Annotated in this window: 14 protein-coding genes; 5 read left to right on the forward strand and 9 right to left on the reverse strand. The window is 44.7% G+C overall.

What is annotated here, in order from left to right; genetic code table 11:
* Positions 1 to 54: 54 nt before the first annotated feature.
* The 8 genes from M3630_RS19490 to M3630_RS19525 form a co-directional block, all read right to left on the reverse strand.
* Entirely contained in the window at positions 55 to 588 is a 534-nt protein-coding gene (locus tag M3630_RS19490; protein ID WP_251253188.1) for a GNAT family N-acetyltransferase, read from the reverse strand.
* 12 nt (positions 589 to 600) lie between these two features.
* Positions 601 to 1218: a TetR/AcrR family transcriptional regulator gene (locus M3630_RS19495; protein WP_251253189.1), complete on the reverse strand. Its 618-nt coding sequence runs from the start codon at positions 1216 to 1218 to the stop codon at positions 601 to 603.
* A gap of 540 nt (positions 1219 to 1758) precedes the next feature.
* The gene (locus M3630_RS19500) at positions 1759 to 4923 is read right to left on the reverse strand and encodes a hybrid sensor histidine kinase/response regulator (RefSeq protein WP_251253190.1); all 3165 of its coding nucleotides are present in this window, start codon (positions 4921 to 4923) and stop codon (positions 1759 to 1761) included.
* A 57-nt stretch (positions 4924 to 4980) separates the two neighbouring features.
* Positions 4981 to 6129, reverse strand: coding sequence for an ABC transporter permease (locus M3630_RS19505; protein WP_251253191.1), 1149 nt, complete (start codon positions 6127 to 6129; stop codon positions 4981 to 4983).
* On the reverse strand, positions 6126 to 7256 hold the full coding sequence (locus tag M3630_RS19510) for an ABC transporter permease (RefSeq protein ID WP_251253192.1): 1131 nt from the start codon (positions 7254 to 7256) through the stop codon (positions 6126 to 6128). The genes M3630_RS19505 and M3630_RS19510 overlap by 4 nt, the downstream gene beginning before the upstream one ends.
* Positions 7257 to 7271: 15 nt before the next feature.
* Positions 7272 to 8210: an ABC transporter ATP-binding protein gene (locus M3630_RS19515; RefSeq protein WP_173610568.1), complete on the reverse strand. Its 939-nt coding sequence runs from the start codon at positions 8208 to 8210 to the stop codon at positions 7272 to 7274.
* 117 nt (positions 8211 to 8327) lie between these two features.
* Entirely contained in the window at positions 8328 to 9443 is a 1116-nt protein-coding gene (locus M3630_RS19520) for a sensor histidine kinase (protein WP_251253193.1), read from the reverse strand.
* Between the two features lie 16 nt (positions 9444 to 9459).
* A complete protein-coding gene (locus M3630_RS19525) occupies positions 9460 to 10161 on the reverse strand; it encodes a response regulator transcription factor (RefSeq protein ID WP_251253194.1) in 702 nt (233 codons plus the stop codon).
* 265 nt (positions 10162 to 10426) lie between these two features.
* Between M3630_RS19525 and M3630_RS19530 the strand changes: the two genes are divergently transcribed.
* The 4 genes from M3630_RS19530 to M3630_RS19545 all read left to right on the forward strand — a co-directional run bounded on the left by M3630_RS19530 (position 10427) and on the right by M3630_RS19545 (position 14252).
* A complete protein-coding gene (locus M3630_RS19530; protein ID WP_173610571.1) occupies positions 10427 to 11212 on the forward strand; it encodes a class I SAM-dependent methyltransferase in 786 nt (261 codons plus the stop codon).
* Between the two features lie 146 nt (positions 11213 to 11358).
* On the forward strand, positions 11359 to 11970 hold the full coding sequence (locus tag M3630_RS19535; RefSeq protein WP_251253195.1) for a TetR/AcrR family transcriptional regulator: 612 nt from the start codon (positions 11359 to 11361) through the stop codon (positions 11968 to 11970).
* Between the two features lie 22 nt (positions 11971 to 11992).
* A complete protein-coding gene (locus M3630_RS19540; protein WP_251253196.1) occupies positions 11993 to 13297 on the forward strand; it encodes an MFS transporter in 1305 nt (434 codons plus the stop codon).
* 94 nt (positions 13298 to 13391) lie between these two features.
* Positions 13392 to 14252 (forward strand): copper amine oxidase N-terminal domain-containing protein, encoded by an 861-nt coding sequence (locus M3630_RS19545; protein WP_251253197.1) that lies wholly within the window; start codon positions 13392 to 13394, stop codon positions 14250 to 14252.
* A 225-nt stretch (positions 14253 to 14477) separates the two neighbouring features.
* Here the strand turns inward: M3630_RS19545 and M3630_RS19550 are convergent, their stop codons facing one another.
* Positions 14478 to 14825: a hypothetical protein gene (locus M3630_RS19550; protein WP_251253198.1), complete on the reverse strand. Its 348-nt coding sequence runs from the start codon at positions 14823 to 14825 to the stop codon at positions 14478 to 14480.
* Positions 14826 to 15160: 335 nt separating this feature from the next.
* Between M3630_RS19550 and M3630_RS19555 the strand changes: the two genes are divergently transcribed.
* The gene (locus M3630_RS19555) at positions 15161 to 16399 is read left to right on the forward strand and encodes a V-type ATP synthase subunit I (protein WP_251253199.1); all 1239 of its coding nucleotides are present in this window, start codon (positions 15161 to 15163) and stop codon (positions 16397 to 16399) included.
* Positions 16400 to 16505 lie beyond the last annotated feature (106 nt).

The following is a 16505-nucleotide window of genomic DNA, read 5'->3' on the forward strand; positions in this document are numbered from 1 at the left end:
GGGCTTTTCATATGCAAAAGGCTGGTGGTACACATCGTACCGCCAGCCTCTTTTTCACGCGATATATTCCTGCTGCAAAATTCCCATGTGGACAATATCATGCCATTTCCCCTCTCGAAACAAAAACTGCCGCGAGATCCCCTCCTGCTTGAATCCGAGCCTCTCATACAGCTTGACCGCCCTTTCGTTAAAAGAAAAAACACGCAGCGATACCCGATGCAGATTCATTTCCAAGAATGCATAATCCAGCAGCAGCTTCAGCGCTTCTCGTCCATACCCTTTTCCCCAATACTCCTTCTCCCCAATATCGATGATGCACTCCGCATTGCGGTTTTTCAGGTCGATCTGGATGAGAGAGGTAATCCCGATCGGTTGATGGGTTTGGCTGTCTACGATCATATAGCTCTTCGAGGAGCTTGCATGCAGAATGACCTGGTTCACAAAACCGTTCGTATCTTCCCACGTGTAGACGTCCATAGACGGATTCGTTGTCCGCATGACTTCTTCGTCATTTCTCCACCTGTGGTAGACGTCCACGTCCTCCCCCGTCATTTTTCTCAAATAAATTCTCTCTGTTTGAAACATCATTCGAACCCCTCCTTATTGAGTCGGTCCCAGCATCGCTCTCAATGAAAACAACAATGCTTCCATCTGCTCGGGCACCTTCGTTTTGTCTGGGCCCAAATGCGCGGTATCCAGCATTAATCCATCGATAACCGAGATGAAATAGCGAGCGATCACCTCAGGTGGTAGCTGTGGCTTAAACTCACCTGTCGCTGTCCCATGCGCGAAGAAAGCTGTCAACACGTCGACCATTTTTTCATAGCGAGTCGTGATATATGGATAGCTCTGTTGCTTCTGCTGATCCTTCAGTGACAGGAAAAACTCTGAGTTGGCTTTGGACAGTGTTTGATCGATTTTCTCGATCTCGCCCTGTTGCTTGTTAACCCATTTGGTGATTTGCTGCCAAGACCTTTCACCAGAAACAGGCGCGAAAAATTGTGCATCCTGTTGATCCTTGAATTGCAGCAGCTCCAAATATAGGTGCTCCAGGTTATCAAAGTAGGCGTACAAGGCTCCTCGTGATACGCCAGCCTCGTCCATGATGTCTTGCATGGTGGCCCGTGTGTAGCCTTTTGTGATGAACACACGCTTTGCCGCTTGCAGCAGTTCGATTTTCTTTTTGGTTTTGTATTCGTCGCTTACTTTTGGGGCCATGGGGTTTGAGGTTGCCTCCTTTGAACAAAATGTACATTGATGTCGTTTTTGTTGGTGAGATCATTATAAACGACATTAATGTCGTTTTTCAATCTCTTACGATTTCCCCACAATTTTCACCCCACCTTTCTACGGAAGTAGCCGCAATGTCCAATCAATGAAAAAAACATGGCATATTCTGTGTTAGATTGTCATGAAAGGATGGGGGCATTCTTGAAAAGAAAAAAATCGAAAAGGCTCAAAAAAGTCTTGGGACGCTTGGTACAATATGGACCTTATCTGGAGCGTCGCAGAGACCTAAGTAATCATCTTAGAGATGAATGTAATGATTTGAATCCGAATAATCCGAGCGGGGCTTTTTGTTGTTACCATTGTAGTAGATGTGCCATATATGGTAATCGGTTTGGTGACTATGACTGTAACTATTGTAATTCCGCAGAATGTAGGGGCGGGTGAATGGCGTTCCTCTGTATAGAAAACGCGAAAAAGCACCCTGCTTCACCATTAACAGTGATGCAGGGTGCAAAACAGCAACTCTCGCTATTGTGTCCGATCCGGTATGAAAAAGGAAACCGTCGTTCCTTCTCCCGGATTGCTCGTAATACGCAAGCCCTTCCCGTACATTTGCGTCAGTCTCCGATTCGTATTGGACACTCCGATTCCGCCTCTTTCCTTCTTAGACAAATCGAGAATTTGCCTTACAGTCTCCTCCTCCATTCCTATACCATCATCCTTCACCTCAAAAAGGGTGGCATTTTTTTGCCGGACAATGCGTATATGGAGAGTTCCACCCTCTATTCGGGTAAGAAGACCATGGTTGATTGCATTCTCCACCAACGGCTGAATGGTCAGTGGCGGGATCAACAAATCGATATCAGGCTCAACCTCCCACACGACCTGTAACCGCTCGCCAAATCGTTCCTTTTCAATGTAAAGATAGGCTTGGACAAGCTCCAGCTCATGGGAGAGTGCAACTTGTTTTCCTGTATTCAAAAAGTCAAAGCTGATATGCAAGAAGGCGGTAAACGCATCCCCGAGTTTACGCATCTTCTCCGTATCAATGTCACTCAACGCCATAATCGAGCTAAGTGTATTGAACAAGAAGTGCGGGTGAATCTGCGCCTGCAAGTAGGCAGCCTCCATACGCAGTCGTTCATCGACGGTTTGCTTGAGCGTCGTCAACGACCAGACGCGATATTTCAGCTCCAAGCCATCGACTGGTTTGCAAACATAGTCATTCGCACCAGACAAATACCCGGTGTATACATCCTCAGACTGGCTGCGCGCCGTTAAGAGCAAGATCGGCAGCTCAGAAACAGAGAAATGCTCCCTGACCCTTTGCGTCAGCTCATAGCCTGACATATGCGGCATCATGACATCGATGATAAGCAAATCCCACTGCTCTGTAAAAAGCAGATCGAGCGCGTCTCTTGGCGATGTGCACGTCGTGATTTGGTATTGCGAGGAGGAGAGCATTCGATCCAGCACCCTTAGGTTAACCGGATCGTCATCAATCGCCAATATGTTCGCCTTTCTTTCTACAAACGCATGTGCTGCCGTTTGCTGAAAAGCCAAGACATCTGGAGCCTCGCTATGCCTCATCTGGTTGATAGCCGTCACTTGATTGTTCTTATCTATCTGCTCCACATATTGGCTCTCTGCTGCTTTCATCTCATCTGTACTAATCACGGGCAGCCAGAAGCTAAATACCGAACCTTTGCCCGGTTCAGAGTCGACTCTTAGCTCGCTATCATGCAGCTCGACCAGCTGTGAACAAATAGCAAGACCGAGGCCGATTCCTCCGCCACCGTTCGTTGCTTGAGCTCCCTGCTCATACGGCAAAAATATACGTGCCTTGGTATGTTCATCCATCCCAATTCCTGTATCGGATACATAGATCGCCACCTGTCCGTCTACGTTCTCAGCAGAAACGACGACAGATCCTTCTTCCGTGAACTTCAGTGCGTTGTGAACAAGATTGAATAGAATCTGGACTAGCCGCTTCTCATCTGCCAAGATTGGCGGGATGGACTCTGGTATGTCCATTTTCAGTTGAACAGGCTTGCCTTCTACCATGTAAGTAAGCATGCCGATGATTCCAGAAACAACTGATTGAATATGCAATGGCTTCTTCTGCAACACGATATGCTTGTCCTGCAAACGCACGACATCTAGCAAATCATCCAGCAAATGCGACATTCTGCGACTGATCGTGATTAAGAGCTCCATATCCTGCGTGCTCCGACCACCCATGACATGCTTTTCATTGTTGACGACAGTCTGGGCGATGTTCATGATACCGTGCAATGGCGTTCTCAGTTCATGCGAGGTATGGGCAAGAAACTGGTCTTTGAGCTTGTCCGCTTCCTTCAATTGCTCCGTTAGCTTTACTTTTTCCTCTGCATTGCGAAAGAATCGCTTGAACCAATAGGCAGAGAAGCTGACAAGAGCAGCAATCAGGTCGAGCGGATAAAACACGTACTTGATATCGATGATTTGATATTCCATGATTGCCGACCATATGACATTGGAAAAAATACTCGTTGCAGCAATGAGCCAGAATACAGCATCATGCTTGTTTTGGATGAGCATGCGGCTGATTCTGAAAATAAACAATAGCAACGGGCCGAAATAAATAATGACTAAAAATGGCGTTCCGGCTAATATATACACCCATTGTGCCGTTCCCAGCACGATGACTGCCGAATAAAGACTGAGCACGGAAAGATACGCCCTAAACGGCCTAGAGTTTTCTTTCTCCCCCTGATCAGATAGACTTCTCACCAATAAAATCATCAGCAAAGGCTGCCATATGTAGGCGAGCACTTCTACCTTGATCGACCATGTATAATCGATCGGGATCCAAAGTAACAGTAGATTGTCATAATCCGACACAACTTTTATCCCCACGCAGGAAAGCAACAGCAAAAACACGAGAAACTCTTTGTAGCGGGCATTCAACACATACAGGATGCCGGCATACAAGCCATGAAGCAACAAGATGAGGAAGGTTGCCATCTGGAAACCGATAGAATACCAACGTTCGGTGTCAATAGCTGCCTGCGACCCGAAGTAAATCGATCTGATGATGCCCCCTTCGATTGGATTATGGTAGTTGGCCGTTCGGACAAGCACTTCAATGACCTTTGCATCACCTGCATTGTATGTAACCGTGAAGGATGCCTTCTGCGGCGTGTACGCTTCCGCTGTTGTCGCAGGCACTCCAACTCTGGCTAATATCTCTCCGTTAACCTCTACGGTAGAAGATGCCTCCACTTGCGGAACCCATAAGGTGTATGGCTGATTTAGTGGTTGATCGACCAAGATCCGTAAACGGTATGTTCCATAGCCATACGGTGACGGAGAGTCCCTGGAAAAAGCGCTGCTCCAATCGCCAGGCACTTGAACATATTGCCGCTCGTCATTGGATGATTGTTTGAATTCTTCATGCGTGACGAACGAATTAGGGAAAAACTCCCATTCCCCATCCAGTGAAATGGACGGGGAATTTTCGAAGTCCCACCCGCGCATATCAAGAACCCCTTGAACTACAGGCGGATGCTCTGGAAACGTATGAAACGAAAACCAGAACATCCGAAGCCCTAGTAGAAATGCTAAAAACAAGAGAAGAATCAAAAGATACTTACTTATGAGTGCTTTTGAATGACTCCGATTATGGTTGCTTCGCTTTATCATAGTATGCATCTTTCGACACACTTCGGATTATCCCTTGTCAAATTGCAGTTCCACAGTCCTATTTTCTCACACAAACTGCCTACTATCGTTATTCCGCCCAAACCGATAAATGGCGATCAAGGCAAAAACTATAGCGAATGCGAGTAAAATAGCTATGTGCAAATACAAGCTCCCCAGACTGTACCCTTGTTGCAGCTTATTCACCGTATCGAGCAACCAATGCTGGGGCAAGAATGTTGAAATTTTGCGCACGGTATCCGGCATGATTTCCATTGGAAAGAAGCAGCCGGCCAGTAGGCATGTCGGTACAATGATCAGGTTGGAAATCGCTCCAGCACCTGCTCTACTCTTCGCGAAGGCAACGGTCATCAGCGAAAGGGCGATTGCTCCCAGCGCAAACACGAACAACGGCAGAATCATTTGACCATACGAGACGCCTGCATCTATGCCAAAGACGTTTTTCATGACGAGCAAGGTCACAATGATTTGCAGCAGCAAAATAAACATGCTGACGATAATATTCGAGAATACATAGGATCTAGCCGACATCGGCGAAGAAAGGAGTCGCAAAAAGGTGCGATTCTCTTTTTCTTTTAAAATGATCTCCGACATGTTCACAGCCGAAAACATCATGAACATAATGAGAAATCCAATCGATTGATTCGTCATGCGCGTCACGTTCGATGTGTCTTGAAGCATTGCCGTATTTAGCTTGTAGCTTTGCTCATGGTATGCCGTATACAGCTTCGTGAACTTAGCCTCATCCGCCTGTGCCGCTTTTCCAATCGCGGCAAGATTGCCGATATAACTGTGCAGCATGGCCTTCACGTAGGCAGTAACCTGTTCACCTTTTACGGATACAATATTCAAGTGTGCCGGCGCCCCTTTCCGAACACTGGCAGCATACCCTGCCTCGAAAACAATTCCGCTATCCAGCTCACCGGAAACGATTTGTTCACGCATCGTTTGTTCGTCGATGACTGTGACTTTGATAGATTCCAATTTCTCGATAAAACGGATCGTGTCCTGCGTGATCACCTGGTCCCCGTCCTGATTGATAATTCCTACATGAATCGTGCCGCTGCCTGCATTGCTGTAGAGGGTAAGAGAAAGCAGAACCCCAACGATCGGCAAACCCAAATAGGTGAACCAGCTTTTTTTACTGCGAAACGTCTCCATCAGGGTTTTCCTAATTAGCCATAGCATTTCACTCATACGAAAGCACCCTCCCGTCTGCGCATCGTGATAACAGAAATGATGATGAACGCCGTGGCGATGCTCACGTTCATCGCAATCGCAAACCATGCGCCTCTTGGATTGTCTGTGTAGATGATTTGCAGCAGTCCTGTATTTGCCCAGTGAAGGGGAGAGAATTTGGCCAAGAGGCTGAAGAAACCTGCCGATTGATCAACGGGAAAATAGGCACCGCCTACAAAGGAGGCGACTTGCGTAAAAATATTGTTGATTGCCCTTACTCCTTCCCCTTTGAAAAGAAAGCTGATCCCCAGGCCCAGGCTGACCGCAAGCAGTACCTCTGTCAAAAGCACGAGGATCACCATTCCGTAGTGGTTGCCCCAATCTGCTTGGAACACGAACTTGCTGACTAGGAACACGACGAGTACGAAAAATAAATTGACGAACGTACTGCCGATAATTTTGCCGGTAAAAATGACACCTTTGCTGACAGGCGCTGCCATTAACCGTGTGGACGTTTTGTTCGTCCGCTCCTTGGTGAACAAATAACTCGCAGAATACATCGAGTAGAGCCCAATCATGGTCGTCATCGCAATCGCGTAATAATCGATTGCCCCCGGTTTTTTATTTGGATTCAAGGTCGTTTCATGAATAAAATCATCACGATGTCCAATCCCCTGGACTATTGCCGAAGCAGATTCGGGATCTACCTGATAAGCTGCGGATGCGAGCGAGTACCGATCTGCAAAAACGGTTAGCATCCCCGCAAGGATATTGCTTCCTATCGCATTCTTGCTGCTTCCATAAAACTCAATCCCCATATCACTGACGACTGCGTACCCCGTATAGCGATCCGAACGAACTTCCTCCTGCCCGTTCATGCCTGAACTTACTTGAGCGACCTCCACTCCTTTATCACCCAATGCTTTGGTAAACGCGTTCCACGCCGCAGACATTTGCGCATTCGTCCCGTTGCTTTTATACAACAAGCGCATGTCTCCTACGGTCCTCGTATCGTCGAAGGCATTGGAAAGGGCGGAACCTAATATCAGCATCAAAATGATGGGAAGCGCTAGCATAAACATAAACGTTCTCTTTTCGCGAAGGCTGGACTTGATTTCTTTTACAGCGATATTCCATATGTTCATGGCAAAGCCCCTCCTCTAGTCTCGCAAGTTTCGACCGGTTAAGGTCAAGAACACAGTCTCCAGATTCGGCGCTTGCTCTTCAACGGAGCGGATTTCCACCTGATCCTTGATGAATTGTTGAATGATCCGGTTCAGGTTGTTGATCTCCGTTTTCGATACGATTTTGATCGTATTCTCTTCTTGAAGCACCGCATTTACACCGGGAATCGCCTTAATACCTTCGAGGTTTAACGGTTCATCCGCTCTGACGCCAATCCAAATTTCCTTTGCGTCAGTAATAATCGATTTTAGCTCCTCCTTCGATCCTTCCGCGATGACTTTTCCATGGTCGACAATGGCAATGCGAGTGCAGATTTCTTCGACTTCCTCCATGTAATGGCTCGTATAAATGATCGTGCAGCCCATGTCGTTTAGCTTGCGTACCGAATTCAAAATATAATTGCGTGAATGAGGGTCAATCCCGACTGTAGGTTCGTCCATGATGATCAGCTTCGGCCGATGAGCAATGGCGCAAGCGATGTTTAACCGACGCTTCATCCCGCCAGAGAAGTTTTTGGGAAAACTGGTAGCTTTGTCACCGAGACCTACGAATTCAAGCGCCTCTTCCGTCCGTTCGCGTAGCAGTGATCCACGAAGTCCGTACAAGCCAGCAAAAAACCTCACGTTTTCATAGGCAGTCATATCCTCGTAGATGGCGATATCTTGTGGCACGATACCGATGTTCATTTTGGCGAATTTGCTGTGTTTCTCAATGTTTTTTCCCAGCAGAATAATCTCGCCCTTTGTTGCGCGCAACAGGGAGGCGATCATGTTGATGGTCGTGCTCTTTCCCGCTCCGTTGGCCCCCAAAAAACCAAAGATTTCTCCTTCCCGAACATTCAGAGACATATTGTCGACGGCGACGAAATCACCGAATTTTTTCGTTAACTGACGAATTTCCAATACATGACTCACGCAACTCACTCCCTTCGTGGTTATGTCTGCATTGTAATAAAAAAGGATGCCCCTATGTCAGTGCATAAGTTCATCCTCGACACATGAGAATTCTCATGTTGTTTCTTATGATTTTTTTCATTCGTTGCGATAAGGCAGCAGAGTGGTCACGCTAAAGCCTCGCGTACCGTCTACGATCACTGTTCCACCAGCGGAAGCGGCTCTCTCCTCCATCCCGAGAATGCCAAGCCCTTTTACAACCTTTTCTGCACCGGCCCCATTGTCTGTGACCACTGCTTTAATGAATGTATTCAGTACCCGTACCTCTAGGGAAATCACTGTTGCCTTCGCATATTTGAGTGCATTCGTGACCGCTTCCGTTGCATTTTGCTGGATGATTTTCCACTGAATCGGTGTAATGACGTCGATGTCCCCATCAAAAGTAAGCGTGGCTGTCACTGTCTCTCTCGCAGATAGCTCATCGACAAACAACCGGAGTCGATTGATTCCTAGCTCCTCTGGCCGTGGCTTCACATCCTTGAGTGTCACTCTGATTCGCTCCAGCCCTTCCTTCGATATTGCAATCGCATTGCGAAGTAGCTCGGATGCCTTGTCCTGATCAGTCGCCATCAGCAGTCGCGACGCTTCCATCTGAATGAGCGCACCTGCCACCGCATGCCCCACATCGTCGTGAATTTGTTGAGAAAGGCGATTGCGTTCCTCCAGTTGAATCGTATAGGTCGACTGGCGGAAGTATTCGCTGCTCTCATTCAAGGAGCGGGTCAAGCTTTGTAAATCCGTTCTCATCTTCTCTCGTTCAGCCTCTAATCTGCGAAGCTTGTCAGTTAGCATGCTGCCACACCTATACAGCAAAAAGCTAAGAAAGGCCGTTAGTAAATACATGGGTATCCATTCAGGTAAAACAATGAACAAAGGCAACAGCATACAGCCAAATACGACCACCCTCTGATTACTCGCCAAGAATACGAGCTCCAAAATGTGGACAGGCAAGAGCAACACAAATAACGGGTCCAACATAAGAGTACTTGCTACCACGAACACGATGGATAGCCCCATAAATAATTGCTTATGATTCCTCTTTTTCACAATGAGAATAGTGAGATTACTAGCCAAATACAACAAATACACAAGAATTTGCCACGGGTCAATTTCAGAAGTGGGATGAGCCAGAAAAGAAGTCACGATGATAAACCCAAGCACCGCTGCCTTATTCGCCATTGTCCATAACTCCATTGGTATTGACCTCCTTTCAGTCAGACATGTTCGTTTCGCCCGTCAAATAATAGATGGCGATCTGCGTGCGGTGTTCAAGCGCTGTTTTATTCAAGATGGAAGTAATGTAATTCGCAACGGTTCCCTCGGAAATAAACAGCTTCTTGGCGATTTCTTTGTTCGATAGCCCTTTGGCAATCTGCTTCATGACATCGAGCTCCCGTTCCGTAAATAAGCTTTGGTCGATTTTGCTTTCGGTAGGGATGGCTGCTGTCGCTTTGGGAGGAGCGATAGTGGACATGGTATCCGTCGCGTTTATCCCTGCATTCAGGTTCATTTTGATTTTATCCAGGACGACATCCTGCAGGACATGATGGTTGTTATAGACACTCTTAATGGCATCTCGGATGCGGTTGGGATCATTGTTTTTCAATAAATAACCGCGTGCCCCCGCTTGAATGGCTTCGAGAACAAATTCGTCATCGTCGAACGTCGTCAAAATGAGTGGTCTGACTGTAGTTTCTGTAGTCAGCACACGAGTCGCTTCCACTCCATTCATATTCGGCATCCGAACGTCCAAAAGAGCGACGTCTACCTCGTGTTGTTTGCAAAACGTCACCGCCTCGACCCCATCCTCCACAATTCCGACTACTTCAAACTCCGCAAAGCTCGTCAGGATGATTTTCATGCCTTCCCGTATAAACGAATTGTCGTCTGCGATCAACACTTTGATTTTCAAAGCAGCTTGCCTCCCGTCGAACAAACCCTCGACCGCATAAAGAGCGGACGTATATTTTTTCCCAATATTACCACTGTCCTGCTTTGCTTCACAATTGTAGAATATCGCCCCAATTGTTCTTACTTTCCGGTCACACATGGAAAAATTAACACTTCGAAAATATATAGACACAAATCATATGTGTCAGTATGATAAATTACCTAAGCCCTCTTACCAACCTATCGGGGCCAATTTTTTGAATGGAATACTCTATGGAGGGGAATTTGTGGAAACAGCACAACTGAATAAAACATCTTGGAACACCGGGGCTTATCAAGCTTGGCTGAAACGCTTTGGAACACCTGCTGAGGCAGCGGTCAAAATTAAAGAAGACCCCCAAAAACGAATCGGCAAGGTATATGAGCACATGGGGGATATTCGCGGCAAAAAGATTATCAATTTACTCGGTTCTAATGGAAACAAAGCCGTTGCGCTCGCCTTGCTAGGTGCCGACGTGACCATCGCCGATTTCTCGTATGAGAATGAGCAATACGCCAAAGAACTGGCTGCAGCTGCCGATGTTGACCTGACTTACATCGTATCGGATGTATTGCAGCTCCCTCCAGATGTATTGTCTGGTGAGTATGATCTCGTTTTTATGGAATTTGGTATTCTTCATTACTTTTTGGACTTAACCGAATTATTCCAGGTGGTCAACTCGCTCCTGCGAAAAGGCGGCGCGCTCGTCCTCCAAGATTTCCATCCGGTATCCACAAAACTCATCTCCTCACGCGGAACGACTGCGAATATTCGCAAACATAAAGTAACAGGCGATTATTTCGACACCTCGCTTGAGGAAAAGGAAATTGCTTTCTCCAAATTTCTCTCGAACGGTACAAATGTCGCTGAATCAAAAGTATTGTTACGCAATTGGACCTTAGGCGAAATTGTTACGTCCATTGCAAACAAAGGGCTGTGCCTAAAAATGCTGGAAGAGCTCCCGAATCTCTCCTCGGAAGTTTTTGACAAAGGAATCCCGAAGACCTTCACAATTATCGCCGAGAAATTATAATGAACGTTTGCCATCATCTTATTACATTCCTAATACCGAAAAGAGGAGGATTTCCCTCCTCTTTTTCTTTCATACCCTTATAGACTGACGGTCAGTCATATGGTAATCTGTATCCAACCACATACTGTCAATCGAAGGAGGCGCCGATGAAAAGAATCGTGAAAGATCCCACAACACGGCGAGCGGAGATATTGGAAGCCGCCGGGGAGCTATTTCGAAATCAGGGTTATGTCCATACAACCGTGGATGCGATCATTCAAAAGGTTGGCGTAGCGAAAGGAACCTTTTATTACTACTTTAAATCGAAGGAAGAAATCCTCGAAGCATTTGTCCAGTCCATGGTCGATACGCTTTGCGAAGAATATAAAAAAATCGCAGATGACTCTACCTTGCCTGTCATGGAGAAGGTTCGCCAGATGCTGCGCAGCCAAAGCCACCCCATCGACAAGCAAGCCGAATGGATGGAAAGCTTGCATCGCCCTGAAAACAGAGAGCTTCACGAGCGTCTGAACATCGCCATTATCTTAAAAATTGCTCCTGTCCTTGCACAAGTCATTGAACAAGGAAATAAAGAAGCTGTCTTTCATGTCGAGAATGCCTTGGAAACCGTTCAGTTTCTCCTCGCTGGCTCGCAATTTTTGTTGGAATCAGGCATTTTTCATTGGGAGCAAGAGGAGCAGACAAAACGTCTACATGCCATGCAGGTGATTATTGAAAGGTCACTAGGAGCTGCGCCGGGGTCCTTCTCGTTTCTGTAATGGATGAAAAGGAGGAAAGACAATGAACGCTCATGATAAAGCCTTTCGCAGATTTCTGATCATTTGGTCAGGGCAGCTGCTTTCCGCTATGGGTAGTGGACTTACCGCTTTTGCCTTGGGTGTCTTTGTTTTTCAACAGACCCAATCTACCATGAGCTATTCGTTCATCATTCTCTTCTCTTTTCTCCCCTCCTTCCTTTTACTCCCCTTTAGCGGGGTGTTTGCAGACAGGTTTGACCGCAAGAAAATGATGGTCATTGGCGATCTCGGTTCTATAGCTGGTATCTTGTTCATCTTGCTTGTCATGCTGTCCGGGCGCATGGAATTATGGCACATCTATTTGGGGGTCTGCATCAGCTCGATCTCTGCCGCTATTCTAAACCCAGCCTATAAAGCAGCCGTCTCCGATCTGGTTTCGGAAGAGATGTACTCACAGGCAAGCGGACTCATCCAACTGGCAAGTTCAGCTCAATATCTTATTTCCCCACTGATTGCAGGGTTTCTTCTCAGTGCTTTTGATATCCAGCTCGTCTTACTCATCGATATGATGACCTTCCTTTTAGCCGTAGGCGCCGTGCTGATGATTATGAAACACGATGCCACTCCCCAGACACATGAAAGACAAAGCTTTTTTCGCGAAATGTCTGAAGCCTTCCGCTATCTCCTTTCAAAGAAAAGCGTTTTCTCGTTCGTTCTGTTAATGTCCGTCGTGTGCTTTTACATCGGGTTGCTGCCATCGCTTTTTGGGCCTATGATGCTGACATTCACTGATTCCAAGACATTCGGTATCGCCCTCTCTGTATCTGCATCAGGTATGCTCGTCAGCAGCCTTTTGATCGGACTGTTCGGTATGGGAAAAAGCAAAGTGTTCATGCTGTCCTTCTCTCTCGTACTTGCTGGCTTGTTTTATGCCCTGATGGGTGTGTTTACTTCCGTTTGGCTGATTATGGTTTTTGGCTTCCTCTTTTTCATCACGCTTCCCTTTGTGAACACCAGCCTCGAGGTACTCATTCGAACGAATGTCGAGAATGAACGGCAAGGCAGAGTGTGGTCGATGATCACGGCTATTTCACAAATCGGGTTCGTACTGGCATTTGGATCGGCGGGATTTTTGGCGGATCATGTATTTAACCCGCTTTTTTATCCAGATCAATGGCTGGGTCAAACGGTCGGACAGATCATCGGAACGGGGGCGGGCAGAGGAATTGGCTTTTTGTTTATTCTCTCTGGCGTACTTGTGGCGCTACTAGGAATCGTAATTGGACGCGTAAGAAAGATACGGGATTTGGAAGGAATGACACGGAAAGGTAACTATTCGCACAAATAAAATATTTTCTCAAAATCTACGCAACTTATTCATATATTCCTCCGTCTTGAATGTCGAGTTCATGAAACTTACACCTAGAAGGAGGAAGATTCAAATGAAAAAAGCAATATCTACTTCGTTGGTTGCTATTCTACTCGCAACTAGTGTACCTGCTGCTCTGGCAGCTGACCTGGAAAGCAAAGGAAAAGGTAATGGCAAGCCCGAAGTAAAGGCAGAAGCAAAAGATAAATCGAAAGAAACTTCTGTCAAAGAATCTGATACCGATACTGATAGCGACGATGAGAACTCAACTGAAGCTAGCACAGAATCCAACATCAAAGACGTAAAATTGAAAAAAGAGCTGATCGAGCTTCGCCAAGAGCTCAAGCATGCAGCGGAAATCACGGAAGATCAAAAAGCGAAATACGAGCAGCTGGTATCTGAACTGGAAAAAACCACTGACAAACACGGAGCTTTGGAAGTACAGCTTGAGCTTCTTCAGCGCACGTACCAAAAAGGAGATCACACACCATTCAAAAAGCTTGGAGAACTCCTTGAGAATACTGGCTCGACAGAAGTGAGTGCATTCGTAGATGGACAACAGGTAAAAGCTGACGTGGCACCGTTTGTAAAAGGTGGAAGAGCGTTGGTGCCTGTACGTGCTATCAGTTCCGCATTGAAAGCGGAAGTGAACTGGAAGCCAGAGACTCGTAGCGTAGAAATTACGCGTGGCGAAAAATCCATCACGCTGTACCTCGATAAAAAAGAAGCAACTGTTGATGGGAAAACCATTTCTCTGGACACTGCACCTGTACTGAAAAATGGACGTGTATTCCTGCCTCTGCGCTTCATCAGTGAACAACTGAACGCGAAAGTAGAATGGCAAGAAGAAGGCAAAATCGTCATCATCGACGACCTTCAAGCCGCTAACGAATCCGAGCAGGATAAAGACTCCACCGATACATCTGCAAAGTAATACAGGCTACAAGCCCTCACATAGCTGAGGGCTTTTTACCTTCAGTTTACTATCTCGTATGACATAGAAAAAAAGATAGCGGATCTCATTAGCTTCCTTTCAGCTATGAAATCCGCTATCTTTTTGTTTTTACCAACACTTTTGTCCATGACTTTGTGATAGGATAGCAACTTTGCCATTTTTCCGCTTCTGAAAACAAGCTTATTTCCCCTATAGATCGTCCAGTCATGTCCAAACAAGCTTCATAAAATATCGTATCAAAAACAAAGAGGTGGACCTATGCCGAGCGGTGGTCGTAATGACCGTGCGTTTATAGAAAGAGAGTTTGATGGAGACATAGAAGGGGGTAGAGATAGAAACAGCTACAAAAATTTTGACCGAGACTGGTGCATCCGTCGCCACCATCGCCCATGCGGTTCTGCTACAACCTGTTACGTCCTCATCGCCGCCATTGTCGGTTTTGTAGCATTCGCTGCCGCCGCTGCTTGTAGTGTCGCTCACCTGATTAAGAAAACGTCCGAATCGTGTTTTTCGGACGTTTTGATATCCTATTCCTAAGCTTTTCAGCTTCATAGCCTGTAATCCACTAAAACGAATTAATCAACTTTAACCATGACGAAACGAAATGTTCATCTAGTCTAATATAGAGCGTTATGTAGTAACATAGGCTCCCACAGAAATCATTGAGAAATTTTGCAAAAGACCTTATAAAAAGCGATTATCCAAGTGTTTCACTCGTTCGAAATAAGGGAATATATACCAAGTATATAGTTATGATTACGTGTACGCCTATATTTTTTGAGAGTCAACCACATCAGTAAGATTGTTTCTCTTAATAAGATTTTGTCTTAGATCATGTAATAATTCTATCCATTTTATATGATTCCGTATTTTTGGGGGATTGGATAATGCAAAACGTTACAATTGAAGAGAAAATAGTGAGGATTTTCCCATTTACACAGAGTATTTTTACAATCATAAATGATTCAAGAATTAAGTTTGTATTAAACCTTTTGAGAATAATAAACGCAATTGGGCTTGCCGTAACATTATTCGGCTTTATATTCTATTCACTTGGCTATTCATTTTTGTATGGATACTATTTTGGGGGAGAAAATAGTTCCTCTATATCTACATTAGACATGATTATTTATCCAGTTCCCTTTAGCCTTACCTCAGTTCTCCTAGTAAGTATGATATTAAGTGCCGGAGTAATTTTTTTTATTCTTGTTGTAAAAGGTATTATTAAGTTAATTAATGATCTAAAAAATATAAGAGGGAAAGAAGTTATCATTACTTCAATAAGTTTTGTTGTATTTATATTTTTTCTTCTAACTGGTTTACATATTGGTTTATCGATATTTTTTGTGAGTGGTTTTACTGATTTAATGGATAAAGCGAAAGAATTTATTATAGTTTGGTTGGCACCTCTGTTAATTGCAATAACCTTATTAGCATTTTTAAGACTTAGCATGAATCCAATTTCTTCCTTTTCTGGAATTTTGTACGGAATAGTTTCGTTATACATATCTGCAAAGTATTTAAATATTGGAAAAGAATACATTTTCCTGAGTTTCCTTCCAATGATTACGTTTGCTATTATTCTTTCTTTTTTTGAGAAGTTTATTTACACATCTAGACTATACAGAACTTTTGTTTGCTTTCCTTTTCCAGCTATAATTTTTATTGTGGTCAACGGTTTACTTGAATTTAAGATATCCGATACATGGTTATTAGTCTTATCTATTATTATTTCTATTATTATTTCTAGAATGTACAAACTCAAAGATACTGAAATACAAAAGAATAATGTAAATGATCCCGTTATTACTGTTATGGAGGCTTTTTCAAATAAATGGTGGGGTTTTAGTATTCTTATAGTTCTTACTCTCTATATGGGGACATTGATTACTACACTTGTTGCAACTGCTGGAGAACATGTTAGGAGTAATACTCCAACTAGGTCTTTAGTGACTATAAAAGATGAAAAAGCAAACATAGCTATCAGAGGTAAAATTGTAGCAGTGAAAAATGACATAATCTATATTTCAAATGAACAATGGAAACTAGAAATTATCAAAAACACTCCTATTAGAACCTGCTGTGAAGAAAATACGCCATTAAAAACATTGAGTTTGGAAAAGTAATACTTACATGACTTAAGTAACTTAAAGATAAATTTATTATCACGTAAGCGTTAATCTTTAAGACATACTAATATCAATCTAAAGATAAGGAGTTACATTTGTAACT

It is taken from the genome of Brevibacillus sp. MER 51, assembly GCF_023714195.1.
Taxonomy (GTDB): domain Bacteria; phylum Bacillota; class Bacilli; order Brevibacillales; family Brevibacillaceae; genus Brevibacillus.